The 19,496-nt window shown below is 69.7% G+C and carries 18 protein-coding genes and 1 pseudogene; 15 read left to right on the top strand and 4 right to left on the bottom strand.

All coding sequences use genetic code 11. From position 1 onward, the window contains the following. The first annotated feature begins 17 nt into the window (after window positions 1-17). The 10 genes and pseudogenes from ACZ41I_RS08960 to ACZ41I_RS08915 all read left to right on the top strand — a co-directional run bounded on the left by ACZ41I_RS08960 (window position 18) and on the right by ACZ41I_RS08915 (window position 10,727). On the top strand, window positions 18-386 hold the full coding sequence (locus ACZ41I_RS08960; RefSeq protein WP_468513634.1) for a J domain-containing protein: 369 nt from the start codon (window positions 18-20) through the stop codon (window positions 384-386). Between the two features lie 46 nt (window positions 387-432). After that, window positions 433-696 (top strand): annotated as a pseudogene (locus ACZ41I_RS08955) (Hsp70 family protein); the annotation flags it as partial. Further along, the gene (locus ACZ41I_RS08950) at window positions 659-925 is read left to right on the top strand and encodes a hypothetical protein (RefSeq protein WP_468513885.1); all 267 of its coding nucleotides are present in this window, start codon (window positions 659-661) and stop codon (window positions 923-925) included. The pseudogene ACZ41I_RS08955 and the gene ACZ41I_RS08950, both read left to right, overlap by 38 nt. A 2-nt stretch (window positions 926-927) precedes the next feature. After that, the gene (gene grpE, locus ACZ41I_RS08945; protein WP_468513633.1) at window positions 928-1,464 is read left to right on the top strand and encodes a nucleotide exchange factor GrpE; all 537 of its coding nucleotides are present in this window, start codon (window positions 928-930) and stop codon (window positions 1,462-1,464) included. 376 nt (window positions 1,465-1,840) lie between these two features. Then, window positions 1,841-3,304, top strand: a complete 1,464-nt coding sequence (locus ACZ41I_RS08940) for a xanthine dehydrogenase small subunit (protein WP_468513632.1) — start codon at window positions 1,841-1,843, stop codon at window positions 3,302-3,304. Continuing rightward, complete coding sequence (gene xdhB, locus ACZ41I_RS08935; protein WP_363219540.1) at window positions 3,301-5,745, top strand: xanthine dehydrogenase molybdopterin binding subunit; 2,445 nt, start codon at window positions 3,301-3,303, stop codon at window positions 5,743-5,745. The genes ACZ41I_RS08940 and xdhB overlap by 4 nt, the downstream gene beginning before the upstream one ends. Before the next feature lies 1 nt (window position 5,746). Beyond that, window positions 5,747-6,556, top strand: a complete 810-nt coding sequence (xdhC, locus tag ACZ41I_RS08930) for a xanthine dehydrogenase accessory protein XdhC (RefSeq protein ID WP_363219539.1) — start codon at window positions 5,747-5,749, stop codon at window positions 6,554-6,556. A gap of 205 nt (window positions 6,557-6,761) precedes the next feature. Continuing rightward, window positions 6,762-8,453, top strand: a complete 1,692-nt coding sequence (locus tag ACZ41I_RS08925; protein ID WP_468513631.1) for a tetratricopeptide repeat protein — start codon at window positions 6,762-6,764, stop codon at window positions 8,451-8,453. 319 nt (window positions 8,454-8,772) lie between these two features. After that, complete coding sequence (locus tag ACZ41I_RS08920; protein WP_468513630.1) at window positions 8,773-10,059, top strand: M20 metallopeptidase family protein; 1,287 nt, start codon at window positions 8,773-8,775, stop codon at window positions 10,057-10,059. Between the two features lie 173 nt (window positions 10,060-10,232). Continuing rightward, a complete protein-coding gene (locus tag ACZ41I_RS08915) occupies window positions 10,233-10,727 on the top strand; it encodes a hypothetical protein (protein ID WP_399769177.1) in 495 nt (164 codons plus the stop codon). Window positions 10,728-10,781: 54 nt separating this feature from the next. Here the strand turns inward: ACZ41I_RS08915 and ACZ41I_RS08910 are convergent, their stop codons facing one another. Further along, the gene (locus ACZ41I_RS08910) at window positions 10,782-11,348 is read right to left on the bottom strand and encodes a DUF6817 domain-containing protein (RefSeq protein ID WP_468513629.1); all 567 of its coding nucleotides are present in this window, start codon (window positions 11,346-11,348) and stop codon (window positions 10,782-10,784) included. A gap of 247 nt (window positions 11,349-11,595) precedes the next feature. Between ACZ41I_RS08910 and ACZ41I_RS08905 the strand changes: the two genes are divergently transcribed. Next, complete coding sequence (locus ACZ41I_RS08905) at window positions 11,596-12,240, top strand: hypothetical protein (protein WP_468513628.1); 645 nt, start codon at window positions 11,596-11,598, stop codon at window positions 12,238-12,240. A 247-nt stretch (window positions 12,241-12,487) separates the two neighbouring features. Then, entirely contained in the window at window positions 12,488-13,372 is an 885-nt protein-coding gene (locus tag ACZ41I_RS08900; protein ID WP_363219531.1) for an alkaline phosphatase family protein, read from the top strand. Between the two features lie 117 nt (window positions 13,373-13,489). On the opposite strand, the gene ACZ41I_RS08895 is transcribed toward ACZ41I_RS08900, so the two are convergent. The 3 genes from ACZ41I_RS08895 to ACZ41I_RS08885 all read right to left on the bottom strand — a co-directional run bounded on the left by ACZ41I_RS08895 (window position 13,490) and on the right by ACZ41I_RS08885 (window position 15,597). Beyond that, on the bottom strand, window positions 13,490-13,921 hold the full coding sequence (locus ACZ41I_RS08895) for a type II toxin-antitoxin system Phd/YefM family antitoxin (protein WP_468513627.1): 432 nt from the start codon (window positions 13,919-13,921) through the stop codon (window positions 13,490-13,492). Between the two features lie 184 nt (window positions 13,922-14,105). Beyond that, entirely contained in the window at window positions 14,106-14,975 is an 870-nt protein-coding gene (locus ACZ41I_RS08890; RefSeq protein ID WP_468513626.1) for a hypothetical protein, read from the bottom strand. Between the two features lie 4 nt (window positions 14,976-14,979). After that, entirely contained in the window at window positions 14,980-15,597 is a 618-nt protein-coding gene (locus tag ACZ41I_RS08885) for a papain-like cysteine protease family protein (RefSeq protein ID WP_468513625.1), read from the bottom strand. A gap of 249 nt (window positions 15,598-15,846) precedes the next feature. Between ACZ41I_RS08885 and ACZ41I_RS08880 the strand changes: the two genes are divergently transcribed. From ACZ41I_RS08880 to ACZ41I_RS08870, 3 genes are all read left to right on the top strand, one after another. Then, window positions 15,847-16,827 carry a hypothetical protein gene (locus ACZ41I_RS08880; protein ID WP_468513624.1) on the top strand — a complete coding sequence of 327 codons (981 nt, stop codon included), beginning with the start codon at window positions 15,847-15,849 and terminating at the stop codon, window positions 16,825-16,827. Window positions 16,828-17,021: 194 nt separating this feature from the next. Further along, entirely contained in the window at window positions 17,022-17,594 is a 573-nt protein-coding gene (locus ACZ41I_RS08875; protein WP_399769161.1) for a PadR family transcriptional regulator, read from the top strand. A gap of 96 nt (window positions 17,595-17,690) precedes the next feature. Then, on the top strand, window positions 17,691-19,415 hold the full coding sequence (locus ACZ41I_RS08870; RefSeq protein ID WP_363217727.1) for an acyl-CoA dehydrogenase family protein: 1,725 nt from the start codon (window positions 17,691-17,693) through the stop codon (window positions 19,413-19,415). Window positions 19,416-19,496: the final 81 nt, after the last annotated feature.

Genomic DNA, 19,496 nt, shown 5'->3' with positions numbered 1-19,496 from the left:
GGTGAGGAGGTGGCGGGATGCAGGTGCGGGACCAGGGAGCGGACCTGTACGCGGTGCTGGGGGTGGAGCCCTCGGCGACGGTCGAGGTGATCACCTCCGCCTTCCGCGCCCGGGTGCGGGAGCTACGCCCGGACACCCGCGTCGATGCGGTCACCGCCGAACGGTTCGGTGAGTTGCGGGCGGCGTACGAGACGCTCCGCGATCCGGTCCTGCGCGCGGCCTACGACCAGACGTACCAGCGGATGGCCGGGCGGGCACACGACCGCGGGCCTGTCCTCGCGCGGCCGGCAGGACGCGCGCGGACGTACCTCGTGGTACTCGGGACCGCCCGCCCCGAGCCGCCGCTGCGCGCCGGTCCCGTCCGGTGGGAGCGGACATCCCGATGAGGAACAGAGACGCGAAGCAGGGCATGGGTGAGGAGGGAGAGCACCGATGGCACGTGCGGTTGGTATCGACCTGGGTACGACGAACTCGGTGGTCTCGGTCCTTGAGGGCGGCGAGCCCACCGTCATCACCAACACCGAGGGTGCCCGGACCACCCCGTCGGTGGTGGCGTTCTCCAAGAACGGTGAGGTCCTCGTCGGCGAGGTCGCCAAGCGGCAGGCCGTGACGAACGTGGAGCGCACCGCGCGCTCGGTCAAGCGGCACATGGGTGACCATGCCTGGCGCTTTCCCGAGCACGGAGACGGCGCTGGCCGAGCTGAAGGAGAAGCTGAAGGACGAGAGCGCGGACACGGCGGCGATCCGGCAGGCCGTCGACCGCACCGCGCAGGCCGCGCAGAAGATCGGTACGGCCCTGTATGAGAAGTCGCGGGCCGAGCAGCCGGCCGGCGCGTCCGCGGGCGGTGGTACGAGCGGTGGTTCGTCCGATGATGACGTGGTGGACGCCGAGATCGTGGACGATGACAAGCCGGAGGCTGGCTGACGATGACCGGGAGCGGTCCGCGGAGCACCGAGCTGGACAGGCTGCGACGCCTGGTGGAGGAGCGGTCCGCCGACCTGCAGCGGGTGAAGGCCGAGTACGACAACTACCGCAAGCGGGTCCGGCGGGACCGTCTGGCCGTACGCGAGATAGCGGTGGCCAACGTGGTGCGGGCGCTGCTGCCCGTGCTGGACGCCGTCGACCGGGCGTTGGCGCACGAGCCGCTGACGCCCGGCCTGAAGGACATCACTGACAGCCTGCAGGAGCAGCTCGGCTCGTTGGGCGTCACGTCGTTCGGTGAGGTGGGCGATCCGTTCGACCCCGACTGTCATGACGCCTTGGCGCACCACGTGTCCCCCGACAGGGATCGACTGGTCTGCTCGGCGGTCCTCCGCCCCGGTTACCGGCTCGGTGAGCATCTGCTGCGTCCGGCCACCGTGGAGGTCACCGGACCGGCTCCACCCGCGAGAAACCCGCTCACCACGGCCGGCGGACCCCAGCGCCACCGAAGCTGCTCCTGGCACCCGCAGGGGGTGACATGACAGTCGGACTGGGCCGACAGCGCACGTCGCGGGATCGATCTCTTGACCTCTGTGGCCCAAGCCACTAGCTTGCGGTAGCCGATCCATGACTACCGAAAGGAGGCGACCAGCGGATGTACACCTGCTCTGATCTCGGTCGCCTCGCCCAGTGCACGGTCTGGGTTCCGGGTCGGATCGCGCACGGCTGCTGAGCACGCCGTTCTGATGTGCCCGTCCGTGGCACATTCGGGCTTTCCGTCACCACCTTCTCGCACGCCGCTGTTGCGTGCCGTTTTTGCGCCTGCTTGTCTCACCTGGCGCGTCTGAACACAGAAAGCTGCCTGAAATTGGCGAACATGATGAATCGACCGATCACGCACAGAAACGAAGGCCCGTCATGGTAGCGGCGCGGATCACGGTCAACGGGAAAGAAACACCGATTTCGCCCGCTGCTCCTCACACCACGGTTCTGGATTTCCTGCGCGAGCGTGGCCTCACCGGCACCAAGGAGGGCTGCGCGGAGGGTGAGTGCGGCGCCTGTTCGGTCCTGGTGGCCCGTCCCGGGGTGAACAAGCCCACCGACTGGGTGGCGGTCAACGCCTGCCTGGTCCCGGTCGCGGCGCTCGACGGTCAGGAGATCGTCACCTCCGAAGGCCTCGCCACCGACGGTGAACCCGGCACGCCTCCCACCCTGCACCCGGTGCAGGAGGAGATGGCGGTCCGCGGCGGCTCCCAGTGCGGTTACTGCACGCCGGGATTCATCTGCAGCATGGCCGCCGAGTACTACCGGCCCGACCGCTGCGCGCACGCCGACTCGGCCGACAGCGCCGACGCCGAGCACGGTCCGAACGGTTTCGACCTGCACTCGCTGAGCGGAAACCTGTGCCGCTGCACCGGTTACCGCCCCATCCGCGATGCCGCGTTCGCTGTCGGCGCGCCCACCGAGGACGACCCGCTGGCGCAGCGTCGCGAGCAGTCCCCGCCCGAGCCGGTCGCCACCGAATACACCCAGGGCGACAACGCGTTCCTGCGGCCGGGCACCCTCGCGGACACGCTGCGGCTGCTGCGCGAGCGGCCGGACGCGGTGGTGGTCGCCGGCAGCACCGACTGGGGCGTGGAGGTCAACGTCCGTTCGCGCCGGGCCAATTGCGTGGTCGCCATCGACCGCCTGCCCGAACTGCGGGAGCTGCGCGTCGAGTCCGACCACATCGAGATCGGGGCGGCGCAGACGCTCACCGAGATCGAACGCCGCCTCGACGGCACCGTCCCGCTGCTGGCACAGCTGTTCCCGCAGTTCGCCTCCCGGCTCATCCGCAACAGCGCGACCCTCGGCGGCAACCTGGGTACCGGCTCCCCCATCGGTGACAGCCCGCCGGTGCTGCTCGCGCTGGAGGCCTCGGTGCTGCTCGCCGACGCCGACGGTGAGCGGGTGGTTCCGCTGGCCGACTACTTCACCGGCTACCGCCAGAGCGTGCGCCGCCCCGGCGAACTGATCCGCGCGGTGCGCATCCCGCTCCCGCTGTCGCCCGTCACGGCCTTCCACAAGATCGCCAAGCGGCGCTTCGACGACATCTCCAGCGTGGCGGTCGCGTTCGCCCTCGACATCGAGGACGGGATCGTCCGCAAGGCGCGCATCGGCCTGGGCGGCGTGGCCGCCACCCCGATCCGCGCCCTCGCCACCGAGGCGGCCCTGGAGGGCAAGCCGTGGGTGACGGAGACCGTCGAGGCCGCGGCACAGGTGCTGCAGTCCCAGGGCACGCCGATGAGCGATCACCGCGCCAGCGCCGACTACCGCGCCGCGATGCTCGGCCAGAGCCTGCTGAAGCTGTACGCACAGACCACCGAGGCGGTGTCGTCATGAGCCATCTGTCCGAGCGCCCCGAAAAGCCGGTCGTCGGCGTTTCGATGCCGCACGAGAGCGCCAACCTGCACGTCACCGGCGCCGCGCTCTACACCGACGACCTGATCCACCGGACCAAGGACGTGCTGCACGCCTACCCGGTCCAGGTCATGAAGGCCCGCGGCAGGATCACGGCGCTGCGCACCGAGCCGGCGCTCGCCGTGCCCGGTGTGGTGCGCGTCCTGACCGGTGCCGACGTACCCGGCGTCAACGACGCCGGCATGAAGCACGACGAGCCTCTCTTCCCCGACGAGGTCATGTTCCACGGCCACGCGGTCGCCTGGGTGCTCGGCGAGACGCTGGAGGCCGCCCGGCTCGGTGCGGCGGCCGTCGAGGTGGAACTCGACGAAGCGCCCTCCCTGATCACGTTGCAGGACGCGATCGCGGCCGGCAGTTATCACGGTGCCCAGCCCGTGATGGTGGCCGGCGACGTCGACGCGGGCTTCGCCGACTCCGCACACGTGTTCACCGGCGAGTTCCAGTTCGCCGGCCAGGAGCACTTCTATCTCGAAACGCACGCGGCGCTGGCCCAGGTCGACGAGAACGGGCAGGTGTTCATCCAGAGCAGCACCCAGCACCCGTCGGAGACCCAGGAGATCGTCTCGCACGTGCTCGGGGTGCCCGCGCACGAGGTGACCGTGCAGTGCCTGCGGATGGGCGGCGGCTTCGGCGGCAAGGAGATGCAGCCGCACGGCTTCGCGGCCGTCGCCGCGCTCGGTGCCAAGCTGACCGGCCGCCCGGTACGGTTCCGGCTCAACCGGACGCAGGACCTCACCATGTCCGGCAAGCGGCACGGGTTCCACGCCCAGTGGAAGATCGGCTTCGACGCGGACGGCCGTATCCAGGCCCTGGACGCCACCCTGACCGCGGACGGAGGCTGGAGCCTGGACCTCTCCGAGCCGGTGCTGGCCCGCGCGCTGTGCCACATCGACAACACCTACTGGATCCCCAACGCGCGCGTCGCCGGTCGCATCGCCAAGACCAACACGGTCTCCAACACCGCCTTCCGCGGCTTCGGCGGACCGCAGGGCATGCTGGTGATCGAGGACATCCTGGGCCGCTGCGCCCCGCTGCTCGGCCTGGATCCCATGGAGTTGCGGGAACGCAACTTCTACCAGCCGGGCCAGGGCCAGACGACGCCGTACGGACAGCCGGTCACGCAGCCCGAGCGGATCTCCACCGTCTGGCAGCAGGTTCAGGCCGACGCCGGCATCGCCGACCGCAAGCGCGAGATCGCCGCCTTCAACGCAGCGCACCCGCACACCAAGCGGGCGCTCGCGATCACCGGCATCAAGTTCGGCATCTCGTTCAACCTCACCGCCTTCAACCAGGGCGGCGCGCTGGTGCTGATCTACAAGGACGGCTCGGTCCTGATCAACCACGGCGGCACCGAGATGGGTCAGGGCCTGCACACCAAGATGCTGCAGGTGGCCGCGACCACGCTGGGCATCCCGCTGCACAAGGTGCGGCTGGCCCCGACGCGCACCGACAAGGTGCCCAACACCTCCGCCACCGCTGCCAGTTCCGGGGCGGACCTCAACGGCGGCGCGGTGAAGAACGCCTGCGAGCAGCTGCGCGAGCGGCTGCTCCAGGTGGCCGCCACCCAGCTGGGTGCGAACGCCTCGGACGTACGCATCGTCGAGGGCGTCGCGCGGGCCCTCGGCAGCGACAGGGAACTGGCCTGGGACGACCTGGTGCGCACCGCGTACTTCCAGCGAGTCCAGCTGTCGGCGGCCGGTTACTACCGGACCGAGGGGCTGCACTGGGACGCGAAGACCTTCAGGGGCTCGCCGTTCAAGTACTTCGCCCATGGCGCCGCCGCGACGGAGGTGGAGGTCGACGGCTTCACCGGCGCCTACCGCATCCGACGGGTGGACATCGTGCACGATGTCGGCGACAGCCTCTCCCCGATGATCGACATCGGTCAGGTCGAGGGCGGTTTCGTGCAGGGCGCCGGCTGGCTGACGCTCGAGGACCTGCGCTGGGACACCGGCGACGGACCGAACCGCGGCCGGCTGCTGACCCAGGCCGCCAGCACCTACAAGCTGCCGAGCTTCTCGGAGATGCCCGAGGAGTTCAACGTCACGCTGCTGGAGAACGCCACCGAAGAGGGCGCGGTGTACGGGTCCAAGGCGGTGGGTGAGCCTCCGCTGATGCTGGCGTTCTCGGTGCGCGAAGCGCTGCGGCAGGCCGCCGCCGCGTTCGGGCCGAGCGGGGTCGGCGTCGACTTGGCCTCGCCCGCGACACCGGAAGCGGTGTACTGGGCGATCCAGGCGGCTCGCCGGGGCGACGCCTCCGGGGTCGATCACACCCGCAACGGGATCGCCGCCAACGGCCGCGCCGGAAATGGCCACGTCAACGGCGAGATCCGCACTGACGCAGAAGCGTTGAGCGGTGCCTGACATGACATGGGTCGCCGCGGTCGCACGGTTGCGAGCACGCCGGGAGGCCGGCGTGCTGGTGACCGTCGCGACCGTGCGCGGCCACGCCCCGCGCGACGCCGGTGCGAAACTCGTCGTGGGGCAGAGCAAGACATGGGGCTCGATCGGCGGCGGCAATGTCGAGGCCGTCGCGATCGATCGGGCCCGGGAGATGATCGCCGCGTCCAAGCCGGAGCCCGAGCTGATCGATTTCGCCCTGAACGACAAAGTGACCAACCAGCATGGCGTGCAGTGCTGCGGTGGCACGGTCTCCGTGCTGCTCGAACCGCTGCCGGTGGTGCGGGCGGTGGCGATCTTCGGTGTCGGGCACGTCGGCCTGGAGCTGGCGCGCATCCTGGCTCGTCAGGACCTCGACCTCCATCTGATCGACACCCGCGCGGACGTCCTGACCGAGGAGCGGCTCGACGTGCTGGCCGACGCGGTGGCGCAGGTGCATGTGCATCACACGCCGCTGCTGCCCGAGGAGGTCCTGGAGGATTTGCCGCGCGGCACCCACATCCTGATCATGACCCATGATCACGCCGAGGACGCCGCCCTGTGCGACGCCGCCCTGCGCACGACCCATCTCGGCTCCATCGGGCTGATCGGGTCGGCGGCCAAGTGGGTACGGTTCCGCAAACGCCTCTCCACCGAGGGCGGTCACGACGAGGCCACCATCGATCGGATCAAGACCCCGATCGGACTGGCCGACATCACCGGCAAGGAACCGGCGACCATCGCAGTGAGCGTCGCCGCCGACTTGCTGCGCACCTTCGAGACCGAGAGGAACTGACTTCCCACCGGAGCCGACAGGGTGCCCCGCGCTCGTACGAACGAACACATGCGGGGCACCCTTTCCGGGCGACGTCATTCGACGGGCACGCCCGGAACTGCCGGCCAAGTCATGAATCGTCCCACTACGCTGTTCCGTGCACGCTGTGCGTAATGAGCGCGATCGGTTCCCGGCGCTTCGGCGGTCGGCTGGTGAGGGACGATGCATGGACTACTACGATCTCGGCACGTACAGCCGCCCCGTCACGACTTCCTCACCCGAGGCACAACTCTGGTTCGACCGCGGACTGGTCTGGACGTACGCCTTCAACCACGAGGAAGCCGTCTCCTGCTTCGAAGCCGCCGCGGCGGCCGACCCCGGCTGTGCCATGGCGTACTGGGGCATCGCCTACGCACTCGGCCCCAACTACAACAAGCCGTGGGAGTTCTTCGACGAACAGGACCTCGCGCGCACCGTCGAACGCACCCACGCCGCCGTGGAACTCGCCCACGCGAAGGCGGAAGCCCGCGCCACGCCCGTCGAACTAGCCCTGATCGGCGCATTGCGTAGCCGATATCCGCAGGCGGAGGCCGTCGACGACTGTTCCGTGTGGAACGCGCCGTACGCCGACAGCATGCGCGCCGTCCACGAAATCGCCCGGGACGACCTCGACATCACCACCCTGTACGCCGACGCGCTGATGAACCTCACCCCCTGGCGGCTGTGGAACCTGCGGACCGGCGCGCCGGCCGAAGGCGCCCGCACGCTTGAGGCCAAGGCGGTCCTGGACCGGGCAATCGCGACAGATGCCGGGGCGGAACACCTCGGCATCCTGCACATGTACATCCACCTGATGGAGATGTCCCCGACGCCCGAGGCTGCCCTGCCCGTCGCCGACCGGCTGCGCGGCCTGGTGCCCGACGCCGGCCATCTGCAGCACATGCCGTCACACATCGAGGTGCTCTGCGGCGACTACCGTCGAGTGGTGTCCGACAACGACGACGCGATCGTCGCCGACGAGAAGTTCCACGCGCGGGCCGGAGCCATGAACTTCTACACGCTGTACCGGTCGCACAACTACCACTTCAAGATCTACGGTGCGATGTTCCTCGGCCAGTTCCGGACCGCTCTGCAGGCCGCTGCCCAGCTGGAGGCGTCCATCCCCGAGGAACTGCTGCGTGTGCAGAGTCCGCCCATGGCTGACTGGCTGGAGGGCTTCCTCGCCATGCGGGTCCATGTACTGATCCGCTTCGGCCGCTGGAACGACATCCTGCGGACGCCCCTGCCCGCCGACCCGGAGCTCTACAGCGTGAGCACGGCGATGCTGCACTACGCCCGAGGCGTCGCGTACGCGGCCACCGGCCATATCGCCGAAGCCGACGCCGAACGCCGGCTGCTGGGCGAGGCGGTCGCCCGGGTGCCGGAGACACGCATGCTGTTCAACAACACCTGCGCCGACATCCTGGCGATCGCGTCGGCGATGCTCGACGGTGAACTCGCATACCGCAAGGGCGACCATGACGCCGCCTTCGCCGCGCTCAAGCGGTCGATCGACCTGGATGACAACCTGCCCTACGACGAGCCGTGGGGATGGATGCAGCCCACCCGGCACGCATACGGCGCCCTGCTCCTGGAACGGGGGCGTGTCGCGGAGGCCGAGGCGGTCTACCGGGCCGATCTGGGACTCGACGACACCCTTCCCCGCGCGTTGCAGCACCCTGACAACGTCTGGGCCCTGCACGGGCTGCACGAGTGCCTGGTCCGGCTGGGCAAGGCGGGAGAGGCACAGATCGTGGCGCAGAAGTTGAAGATCGCCGTCGCGATGGCGGACGTGCCGGTCGAGGCGTCCTGCTTCTGCCGCCTCGGAGCGGTCTCGGACACCGCCGGCGGAGGCGGGTGCTGCAAGGCTCTTGCGTGACAGCCGGCCTCCGCCTTCGCTGGCCGGGCGCCGGGGTGCTGCTCCCGCGGACGCAGACATCGCCACGGATCGGTCCTCACCCTGACCCGGGTTCGCGGGCTGTCCTCAGCCGAGGATGTCAGCGCGTCGGCACCTGGTCAGCGGACGGAATCCGCCATCCTGTCAGCACGGGCGCCGTCCTGATCCCGTTGGCCGGGACCGCCGGGGTCTGTCCAGCCCTGCCCCGCGGTCTCTAGGGTGAGGGAGCACCGCCTCCTCGTGTGCCGCTGTTGCGGGCCGCGCGCCGCCATGGGCCGGGCCCGGGAAGGAGAACGGTTGTATGACGCCTCCGTCTCGGGCTTCGCAGGGCGCGCCGGACGCCGTTCCCTCCGGGCAGGACGCCGTGGCCACGGCCGAGCCGGCTCTTCTCGACGATGCTCGCCGCCTGGCCCCCGGAGCGGTCGCCCTGCGCCGCGCCCTGCACGAAAGTCCGGAGCTGGGACTCGACCTGCCGGCCACCCAACACCTGGTGCTGGGCGCGCTCGACGGACTCGGCCTGGAGATCCTCACCGGCCGCACGCTGTCCTCCGTCACCGCGGTCCTCACCGGGCCGGCCGACGGCCCGACGATCCTGTTGCGCGCCGACATGGACGCGTTGCCGGTCACCGAGCAGACCGGCCTGCCGTTCGCCTCGCGGACACCCGGGCTGATGCACGCGTGCGGCCATGACGCTCACACGGCGATGCTCGTGGGTGCGGCACGGCTGCTCGCCGAGCGGCGCGAACGCATCGCCGGACGCGTAGTCTTCATGTTCCAGCCCGGTGAGGAGGGCAACCACGGTGCCCGCCACATGATGGAGGAGGGTGTGCTGGAGGCGTCCGGACGCAGAGCCGACGCCGCCTTCGCCCTCCATGTGCATCCGAATCTGCCCGCGGGCGAGCTGCGGTTGCGCCCCGGTCCGCAGCTGGCGGCCTCCGACCGGTTCCGGATCCTCGTCCGCGGCCGCGGTGGTCACGCCTCCGCACCGTACACGACGTGCGACCCGGTCCCCGTGGCGTGCGAGATCGTCCTGGCCCTCCAGACGATGATCACCCGCAGCCTGTCCGTCGACGACAAGGCCGTCCTCAGCGTGACCCGCCTGACCGCGGGTACGGCCGCGGGCATCATCCCGGACACGGCGGAGCTGGGCGGCACGCTGCGCACCCTGTCCGAGCCGACACGGCAGAGGCTGCACGAGATGATCAGCAGGGTGGCCGAGGGCGTGGCCGCGGCCCACGGAGCGGAGGCCGAGGCGACCGTCGAGCCGGGTTATCCGGTCACCGTCAACGACCCCCGGTTCACCGACTTCGTCCTGCGTACGGCCGAGGTCGTGCTCGGGGCAGGAAGGGCGGACGTCCTGGCGGCCACGCAGATGACGGCGGAGGACTTCTCCTACGTCCTCCGGGCCGTCCCCGGCGCCCTGGCCTTCCTCGGCGTGTGCCCGCCCGGCCGGGAACCGCACGAGGCCCCGTCACTGCACTCGTCCCGCATGGACCTGGACGAAGACGTGATCGCCTCGGGTATCGCCTGCCACGCAGCCGTGGCGCTGGCCTTCCTCGCAGGAGGCGCACGGGATCCCGCGCCATGACGGCCCCCGGGCCGGTGAGACACCCCCCGACTCCAACAGCCTCCCCGCATTCGCGATCCACGTCGCGCCCTTCCCGCGGACCAACCTCGTCGTCGTACAACAGCGTCGAGAACCCGATCTCAGTGGGCGCCTGGCCGGGAACCGGGCCCTCCGGACGGACGTCTTCAGTGATCATGATTGCTGATGCGGACGAGCTGATCAACGACTGGGAGTCGATATGGCAGGGGTACTTCCTCGGGGAGCACGACGAGACCCTGCTGGAGTGTGTGGAGCGGCTCGACGGAGCGCGGGCCGCCCGGCCGCGTGATCCGGATGTGACGGCGTTCTACACGCTGGGCCTTGCGTGGACACACGGCCATGCCATGTACGACGCGGACCCCGAGGTGGCGCGGCGGGTCGTGGCAGCACTGTCGGGCGCCGCGTCGGACCCCGCCGTCGTGCAGGCCGCATGCCATCATGCGGGTCATCCGTGCGACGACGACCTGAGCGCGCACCTGGAGTCCTTCGAGACACTGTTGTCGCTGCTTGCCGGGGGCTCCGACTACACGTGGGAGGACCTGGACACACAGGGCGGGGATCCCGACCCGGGCTCCCGATGGCGCTGTCCGCGCAACGTGGCGGGGTTCGCGCTGGCGGCCGCCGACGCGATCGAGCGGCAGCGACGGTAGCGCCGTGCGCGCACGCTCACGGAGGCGAGCGGGCGTGACTGCGAACCGGAGGACTCAGCCCTGCGGAGGTGGATCCGAAGCGAGCACGGCCTGGCATGCCGACCAGGCCGGTTCGCTCAGCAGGGGGCGGAAGCGGGTGAACAAGGCGAGTAGTTCAGCCCCCCACTTCTTGCGGAACGACGGGTCGATGCGGGCGAGGTCGAGCTCGTTGGCGGCCGACAGCTCGGCGAAGTCACGGCACAGCTGCGGTTCCGGGACTCGGGTATGGCCGGTGAAGCGGTCGTGGAACGGGACGTTGGCATCCGCGAGCGTCGGATAGGTGGCCTTTCGGTCACATGACGCGTAGAGGTACACGATGGCTTCGGACTCGGCACCGATCGCCGCCGCAAGTTCGGCACGGCGGTCCAGGGACAGCAACGCGGTGGGGAAACCGTCGGTGCCGTAGAACGCGTGGCACAGGCCCGCAAGCTGAAGGGCAGGGCGCGCGCCCCAGTCGGCGAGTTGTTCTCGGACGCGCTGGAGATGCGCGAGGAGAGTACCTCCTGGATGAGCGACCTCTTCGGCACCCAGCTCGCGCAGGAGCTTGATGGCCCGAGCGGAAGCGGTGGGGGAGACAGGCACGAGACGGATCCTTCCATCGCTCGGGTCGGCACCCTCCGTGTCTTCGCCCGGGCTCCGGACCCCGCGAATGCGCCGGACCGGTTGCCGCCTGGGCCTTGCGCTGATCATCGTGGATGGCGACAGACCCGGTCAATCCTGTGTATGTCTAGCCGCACCCAAGTGATGCCTTGGGGTCTGTGACCCGCACCCGCATCCAAGTCGGCGTTGCCGGCACTCCTTTGTCAGTGGCGCCTCGTACGGTCCTCACATGGGTATCACCTCGGCCTGGTCCATCAGCGCCCACAACGACGACTTCATCGGCACTCTCGCTCCGCGGCTGCTCCCGTTGATCGCCGCGGAGCGGGACGATCCGTTCGCACGGGAACGCTGGGACCGTTGGTGCCGGGAGCCGCTGCCGGACTACCGGACGTGGTGGGAGCCGTTCGGCCGGTCCTGCCAAAGGGAGGCGGACTCGCTGAACTCCTTCCTCGAACTGACCGCTTCCGGCGAGCACGTACAGAAGATGTACGACGGCCTGTCGCCCCACGACGACTTCTCATTGCTCACGGACGTGTGGGACCTGGTCACCGGCGCGGAGGACATCTTCATCTCGGTCCACAGCAAAGAGTTCGCGCTGAGATCCTTCTTTCACGCCATAGGCCCCGACCGCGCCGTCCTCCTCCCCGGCTGGTGCGGCAACTTCCTGCTCACCTCCGCCGAGGTGCGTGAGACGCTGCCTGCTGTCGAGCGGGCACTGGGCTTCACCCCGAAGGAGCGCGCGGAGGCCGAGGACCAGGACTGGCTGGCCTACCACGACGACGAGGAGAGCGTCCTGGACGGACCGCTGCGGATGTGGCGGCAGGCAGCCGCGGACGCACGCGGCTTGTGTGGTGTGTCCGTCACCGTCTACTGAGACGGATCGGACGACGGAATCCCGACAGCTCGCAGCTGCGGTGCTGGGCCCGGACGCCCGAGGCAACCCTCCAGAAGGTGAACAGAGGAAATGGCTGGAACACCGGCAGCCAGCGGCTGTTTGACGGGTCTTCATTGCCAGGCTCCTGAAGGCCCTCACCGCGCCGCTCTACTCTCCTACCGCCTGATCAGAAAGGACCTGATCAGTGGACAACCTCGCCGCTCTCCGCTCTCACAGGAGGTCCACCATGTCCTTGCTGTCCCGGATCAAGCGCTCGCGCCGGGCGCTCTCCCTCGTCACCGCCCTCCCCGCCGCCCTGGTCGGTGTGTGGGTCGCCGCCCCGGCTGCGCAGGCCGCCGCACTCCCCGCTCCCGACCACGTGGTCGTAGTGGTGTTCGAGAACCACTCCTACGAGCAGGTCATCGGCAGCACCAGCGCCCCGTACCTCAACAACACGCTGAAGGCCGGTGGCGGCAACCTCACCAACTCGTTCGCCATCACCCACCCGAGCCAGCCCAACTACCTGGACCTCTTCTCCGGCAACAACCAGGGCATCACCAACGACAACTGCTACACCCCGCAGTTCAGCAGCGCAGCGAACCTCGGCTCCGAGCTCATCGCCGCCGGCAAGACCTGGGGCAGCTACAACGAGGGCCTGCCCTCGGAGGGCTCCACGGTGTGCACCAACTCCGCCACCAAGTACGCCCGGAAGCACAACCCGTGGTTCGCCTTCAGCAACGTTCCGCTGAACACGGCGCACACCTTCACACAGTTCCCGACGGACTACACGACCCTGCCGAAGGTGTCCTTCGTCGTCCCGAACCTGTGCAACGACATGCACGACTGCTCCATCACGACGGGCGACACGTGGCTGAAGAACAACCTGAGTGCCTACGCCACCTGGGCCCAGACACACAACAGCATCCTGGCCGTCACCTTCGACGAGGACGACAGCTCGCACAGCAACCACATCGCCACCGTGTTCTACGGTGCGCACGTGGCACCGGGCAGCTCCACCTCGACGCGCTACAACCACTACGACACGCTGCGCACCCTTGAGGACCTGGCCGGGCTGACGACCCACGCCGGGGCCGCGGCCAACGCCTCCGACATCACCGGCATCTGGAACTGACCTCACGGAGCACGGCACACACAGCCGGCCCTCGACGGTGAAAGAGCATCAGGACCGCCGCCCCCTCGGAGGCGGCGGTCCTGGCGCAACAGACCGCGAGCCGGATCGGTTCGCTGTTCAGTGCTCGTCGCCGACCGGCTTCTGACGTGCGAGGAACTCGGCGAAGGCCGCCGACTGCTTCGGCCCCATGTAGCCCTGACGCCCGTACATCGCCTGTTCGTCCAGCCACGCCACCGTGTCGGCGTCGCGCAGCTCGGCCACGACCACCCGGCCTCGGGTGAGCGTCATCCCGCCGTGCGGATGGCTGTAACCGAGGTAGGCCCCGTACGCCGTCGGCCCCGGCGGGTACTCGTCCGCCGGCTCGTCCTGCGGCCGCGCGCCCTTGTTGTGCCGTGCGGCCCAGCACTCCAGTGCTGCCAGCTCCGCCGCCGCCAGCAGCACTCGCGCCGGCTCGCCGTCCGCGGTGAGCCGGACACGCTCGCCGGTCTCCTCGACCTCGGCGATCAGCCGCCCGAACTCCGGGTCGCCTTCTATCAGTTCTACGTCCATGGGCACCGACGCTACCCGCAGCCGGGAGTGCGGACCGCGCGCCTGGAGGGCGGTGGCGGGAGGGGGCGGCGGCCATGGATTCACCCTCCTGGTGAGGGCCGGCATTCCCGCTCGGGCCGGGCGGACAGCCCCCGTGCACCGGACCGGGTGGACCTGGGCACGGGGGCGGTGCCGGGGAGGCGGCTCAGCTGACGCGGTGCGAGCGCCGCCTGCGGAGGACGCCGAAGCAGACGCCGAGCAAGGCGGCGACGGCCGCGGCGGCGGCGCCCACGGCGACGGTTGCCCCGGTGCTGGCCGCGGATGCGGCGGACGCGCGCGGGGGCGCGGCCGTACCGCCGTAACCGCCGCCCTCGCCCGCCCGGTCGTAGCCGGACCCCGGGAGCTTGTCGCCGTATTTCCTGTGTACGAGGCGCTGGTAGCCGGCCAGGGGCACACCGTCCTTGCCCACGGCCCGCCGGGCGTCGGGGTCGAGCGGCAGCACACGGCCGTCGCGTACCACGTACCAGGCGTCGATCTGCGGTTCCCGGAAGACGGTTCCGAGGCCGCGCCCCTTGCTGACGTAGTCGGTCTCGTCACCGCCGGTCGCGATGTTGACGACCTTCCACCCCTTCGCCGTCCGTACGGTCCACACCGAGGCGACCTGGCCGTCCGCGGAGACCGCCTTGCTCGCGACGAACTGCGGGTCGGCGACAGGGGCACCCGGGTGTCCGGCGACGAACCCCGGGGCGAGGGAGTAGACGGTTACCGACGGCCCCACCAGGTGTGGCCGGGCCGCGCTCTGCGCGATCGCGCCATTGCGGGCGAAGAAGCGCGAAAGGGTGAGCAGGGACGCCGGGGCCGACGCCGCCTCGCGTGCCTGAGCGGTGTCGGCGGCGGTGTAGGGCGCGGGGAAGCCGCCGGTGGGCGCTCCGTGGGCGGTGGTGGGTGAGAGTGCGGCGAGGATCCCCGTGGCGGTGAGCACCACGACCGCCGCGCTCTTGCGGACGGGCTTGTGGCCGCCGGGCACCTGCCGGTTCGATGTGCGGGGCTTCGGTGACGTGCGGATCGGTGTCATGGGGTCACGCTCCGATCCCGTAGAGCGAGTGGGTCCACGTGAACGAGTTGTTGCTCACGTAGTAGTCGTAATCCCCCCAGTTGTAGCGGTAGTTGGAGGGCCACGGGTCGCCCCAGTAGACCTGGGTGCCCGAGGTGTCGTAGCCGTACAGCACATGCATGTGCCCGCCCCCGGAGCTCCACTCGATGCGCGTCTCGATGGGACGGTTGGCGCTGATCTCGTTCTGCACGGTGCTGTAGCGCAGATAACCCCTCACATAGGTACCGGGGTTGATGCCCATCCAGTCGAGGGCGTTCTGCACGTCGTCCAGTGCCGCCTGCCAGTTGCCGCAGGCGCTGCCCTGTGGCCGGTTGAAAGCGGCGTCGCAGAACTGGTTCTGGGTGTAGGCACGCCCGAACCACGACGCGATGGTGTTGCCGCTCGCCGCCCAGCACCAGTTGCTGTTCTGCTGCGCCTGCATGGTGATGTCGAGGCGCTTGGCGGCGGGAACGGCGGTGTGAGTGGAGGTGTGCGGAGCCGAGGTGTGGGGAGCGGCCTGGGCGGGGGCCGTTGCTGCGAGCACGGCGACGGTCAAGAGGACCGCTGACGCCAGGCGTCTACGGCCCCGGGTGGTAGTGGACATGGCGTTCCTCCCAGTCAGGGTGGGGGTGGAGGAGCGCGTCCGGACGCTGCGACAGCAGCATCGATCTCTTGTTGGGTCCCGGTCAATGACGTTATCCACAGGGCTGGCGGCGAAGTGAACTCCGCCCGTACGGTTGTGAACGCCCCAGCAGCTACCAGCAGATGGCGGGGCAAGAAACGCCCCGTGCCAGGACGGGGAAGTGAACGTTCACAGATAAACCATCAGAGGGCGTGGAGAGGGGAGGGTCCCATGGCAGCACGCAATACCGATCGCCGCGCCACTCCGCGCCCCGGTGACCCACCCCTCGGCCCCTCCCGCCCCACCCCCGAGGCCGAACTCGCCGAAGCACTGCGCACCGGCCCGTTCTCTGCCGCGCTCCGGGCCGCGCTCGCCGCACGCGGGCTGGCTCTGCATCGCGTGCAGCACCGGCTCGCCCAGCGCGGTATACGGGTCGGTGTGACCAGCCTCAGCTACTGGCAGCGCGGTGTGCGGCGGCCCGAGCGGCCCGAGTCGCTTCGTGCCGTCACCGCACTTGAAGAGGTCCTGGAGCTCCCGCCGCACGCCCTCACCCGCCTGATAGGCCCACCTGCCGCCGGCGACCATCCCCCGGCCCGCACGTACCGCACCCTCCTCGAACCCGCCGCCGCGGTCGAATCGCTGCTGGCCAGTCTGGCGGCGCCGGCGGACGGCGGCCTGCACACCGTGATCCACTACGAGCACGTTCACATCGGTGCCCATCGAGAGCTCGTCGCCCGCGACTCGCAACACGTCGTACGGGCCCACCGCGACGGTGTCGACCGCTATCTGGCCATCCATCACGGCGACCCGGGCTGCGACACGGAACGGGTACGGGTACGCGGTCTCGGCAACTGCCGGGTCGGGCGGATCCGGCGTCACGGCGCGTCGGGAGTGGTCGTCGTCGAGCTGCTCTTCGACGGGCGGTTGAGAGCCGGGGAGACCGCCGTCATGGGGTACCGCTTCGAGGACGGCACCGGTGCGCCCAGCCATGAGTATGTGCGCGGCTTCACCTACGGCGGCGGCCAGTATGTCCTCGAGGTCGGCTTCGACCGTACTGCCCTGCCCGTCCACTGCCGCCGCTTCGCCCGTCCCTCGGCGACCGCCCCTCGCGAGGCGGTCGCCGATCTGACACTGAACGCCTACGGTTCGGTCCACCTCCTGGAGCAGCAGATACGACCGGGCGTCCTCGGCATCACATGGGAGTGGGACTGAGGCGTCGATCGAATGCCCGCATCGATCGTCAAGGCGGCGATAAAGATCGTTGATGCCCTCCTCGCCGACGACTCCATTCCGCCGGCGCGGCCCGGACCTGTCCGCCGGGACGGGGGCCGTCGGCGGGGTGAGTCGCGTCGCATCGGACGGGGTGAGGCTTGCTATGCAACGAGTTGCATAGCAGGATCGGGGGCATGGCGCTGGAACACGCGATTTTGGTGTCGCTCTTGGAGAAGCCGGGATCCGGCTACGAGCTGGCTCGCCGCTTCGAGCGGTCCATCGGCTACTTCTGGACCGCGACCCACCAACAGATCTATCGCGTGCTCAAGCGCATGGAGAACGACGGCTGGGTCGACGTCCGGGACGTCCCGCAGCAGGGCCGGCCGGACAAGAAGGAGTACTCCGTCGCCGACCTCGGCCGCGCCGCGCTGTCCTCCTGGTTGCACGATCCGATCGAGCCGGAGAGCGTCCGCCACGACCTGGCCGTGAAGATCCGGGGCGCCGCCTTCGACGACCCGGCCGCCCTGATCCGCGAGGTGGAGCGGCACCGGCAGGCGCACCGCGACCGGCTGGCGCACTATCTCGCCGGAGAGGCGCGGGACTTCACAGGGCCCGAGGCGGACGCGGCCGGTGCGCAGGCGCCGCTCGACGCGGAGCGGGAGCTCCAGCACGCCGTACTGCGCGGCGGCATCGCGTACGAGCGGATGATGATCGACTGGCTGGACGACGTGCTTGCCACGCTGGCCCGGTTCGGTCCGGCCCGCTGATCACCGCCGCACCCTCCGCCGGTCCTCGCGATCCGGCCGGTCCAGCCGTCGGACCTCCCCTTTCTCACCCGTCCACCAGCCGAAAGGCGTCATCGCATGGCTGACCAGCTGCTGTTCAACCCGCGCACCTACGACCCCGCGCACTTCGACCCGGAGACGCGCCGCTTGCTGCGTGCCACCATCGACTGGTTCGAGGAGCGCGGTAAGGGACGGCTGATCGAGGACTACCGGACCCGCGCGTGGCTCGGCGACTTCCTCGCCTTCGCGGCGAAGGAGAACCTGTTCGCCACCTTCCTGACGCCGTCGTCCGCCGCGGGGGAGGGGGAACCGGACAAGCGGTGGGACACCGCCCGGATCGCCGCGCTGAACGAGATCCTGGGCTTCTACGGCCTGGACTACTGGTACGCCTGGCAGGTCACGATCCTCGGCCTGGGCCCCGTCTGGCAGAGCGACAACGCCGCCGCCCGCGCCCGCGCCGCTGAACTCCTCACCCAGGGAGAGGTGTTCGCATTCGGCCTGTCCGAGAAGGCCCACGGCGCCGACATCTACTCCACCGACATGCTGCTCGAGCCCGACGGCAACGGCGGCTTCCGGGCCACCGGCTCCAAGTACTACATCGGCAACGGCAACGCCGCCGGACTCGTCTCGGTCTTCGGCCGTCGTACCGACGTCGAGGGCCCCGACGGCTATGTGTTCTTCGCCGCCGACAGCCGTCACCCGGCCTATCACCTGGTCAAGAACGTCGTCGACTCCTCGAAGTTCGTCAGTGAGTTCCGGCTGGAGGACTATCCCGTCGCGGCCGAGGACGTCCTGCACACCGGCCGCGCCGCCTTCGACGCCGCCCTCAACACCGTCAACGTCGGCAAGTTCAACCTGTGCACCGCCTCCATCGGCATCTGCGAGCACGCCATGTACGAGGCCGTCACCCATGCCCACAACCGCATCCTGTACGGCCGTCCCGTCACCAGCTTCCCGCACGTGCGGCGCGAGCTGACCGACGCGTACGTCAGGCTCGTCGGCATGAAGTTGTTCAGCGACCGTGCTGTCGACTACTTCCGCTCCGCCGGCCCGGACGACCGCCGTTACCTGCTCTTCAACCCGATGACGAAGATGAAGGTGACCACGGAGGGCGAGAAGGTCATCGATCTCATGTGGGACGTCATAGCGGCCAAGGGCTTCGAGAAGGACAACTACTTCGGCCAGGCGGCCGTGGAGATCCGCGGCCTGCCGAAGCTCGAAGGCACGGTCCACGTCAACCTGGCGCTCATCCTGAAGTTCATGCGCAGCCACCTCCTCGACCCGGTCGAGTATCCCGGCGTGCCGACCCGCCTCGACGCGGCCGACGACGACTTCCTGTTCCGTCAGGGACCGGCCCGCGGCCTCGGCTCGGTGCGCTTCCACGACTGGCGACCCGCCTTCGACGCGTACGCCCACCTGCCCAACGTGACCCGCTTCCGCGAACAGGCCGACGCTCTCTGCGCATTCGTCGCGACGGCGGCCCCCGACGCGGAGCAGAGCCGCGACCTCGACCTCGTCCTCGCGGTCGGTCAGCTCTTCGCCCTCGTCGTGCACGGGCAGCTCGTCCTGGAGCAGGTCGCCCTGACCGGACTCGACGAGGACGTGCTCGACGAACTCTTCGCCGTCCTCGTGCGGGACTTCTCCGCGCACGCCGTCGAACTGCACGGCAAGGACTCGGCGACCGAACAGCAGCAGGAATGGGCGCTGGGTTCGGTCCGGCGGCCGGTCGTCGACGAAGCACGCACGCAGCGGGTCTGGCAGCGCGTCGAGGCACTGTCCGGCGCGTACGAGATGGCCCCATAGAGCCGTCGTACGCATCACCGGTGGCCGGGCCGCGTCGCCCCGGCCACCGATCCACACCGGCGGGCCAGGCTGCTGCACGGT

Source organism: Streptomyces sp. NPDC030799, from assembly GCF_055572255.1.
Note: the sequence above shows the minus strand (reverse complement) of the source record. Positions and strands in the feature narration are given on the sequence as shown.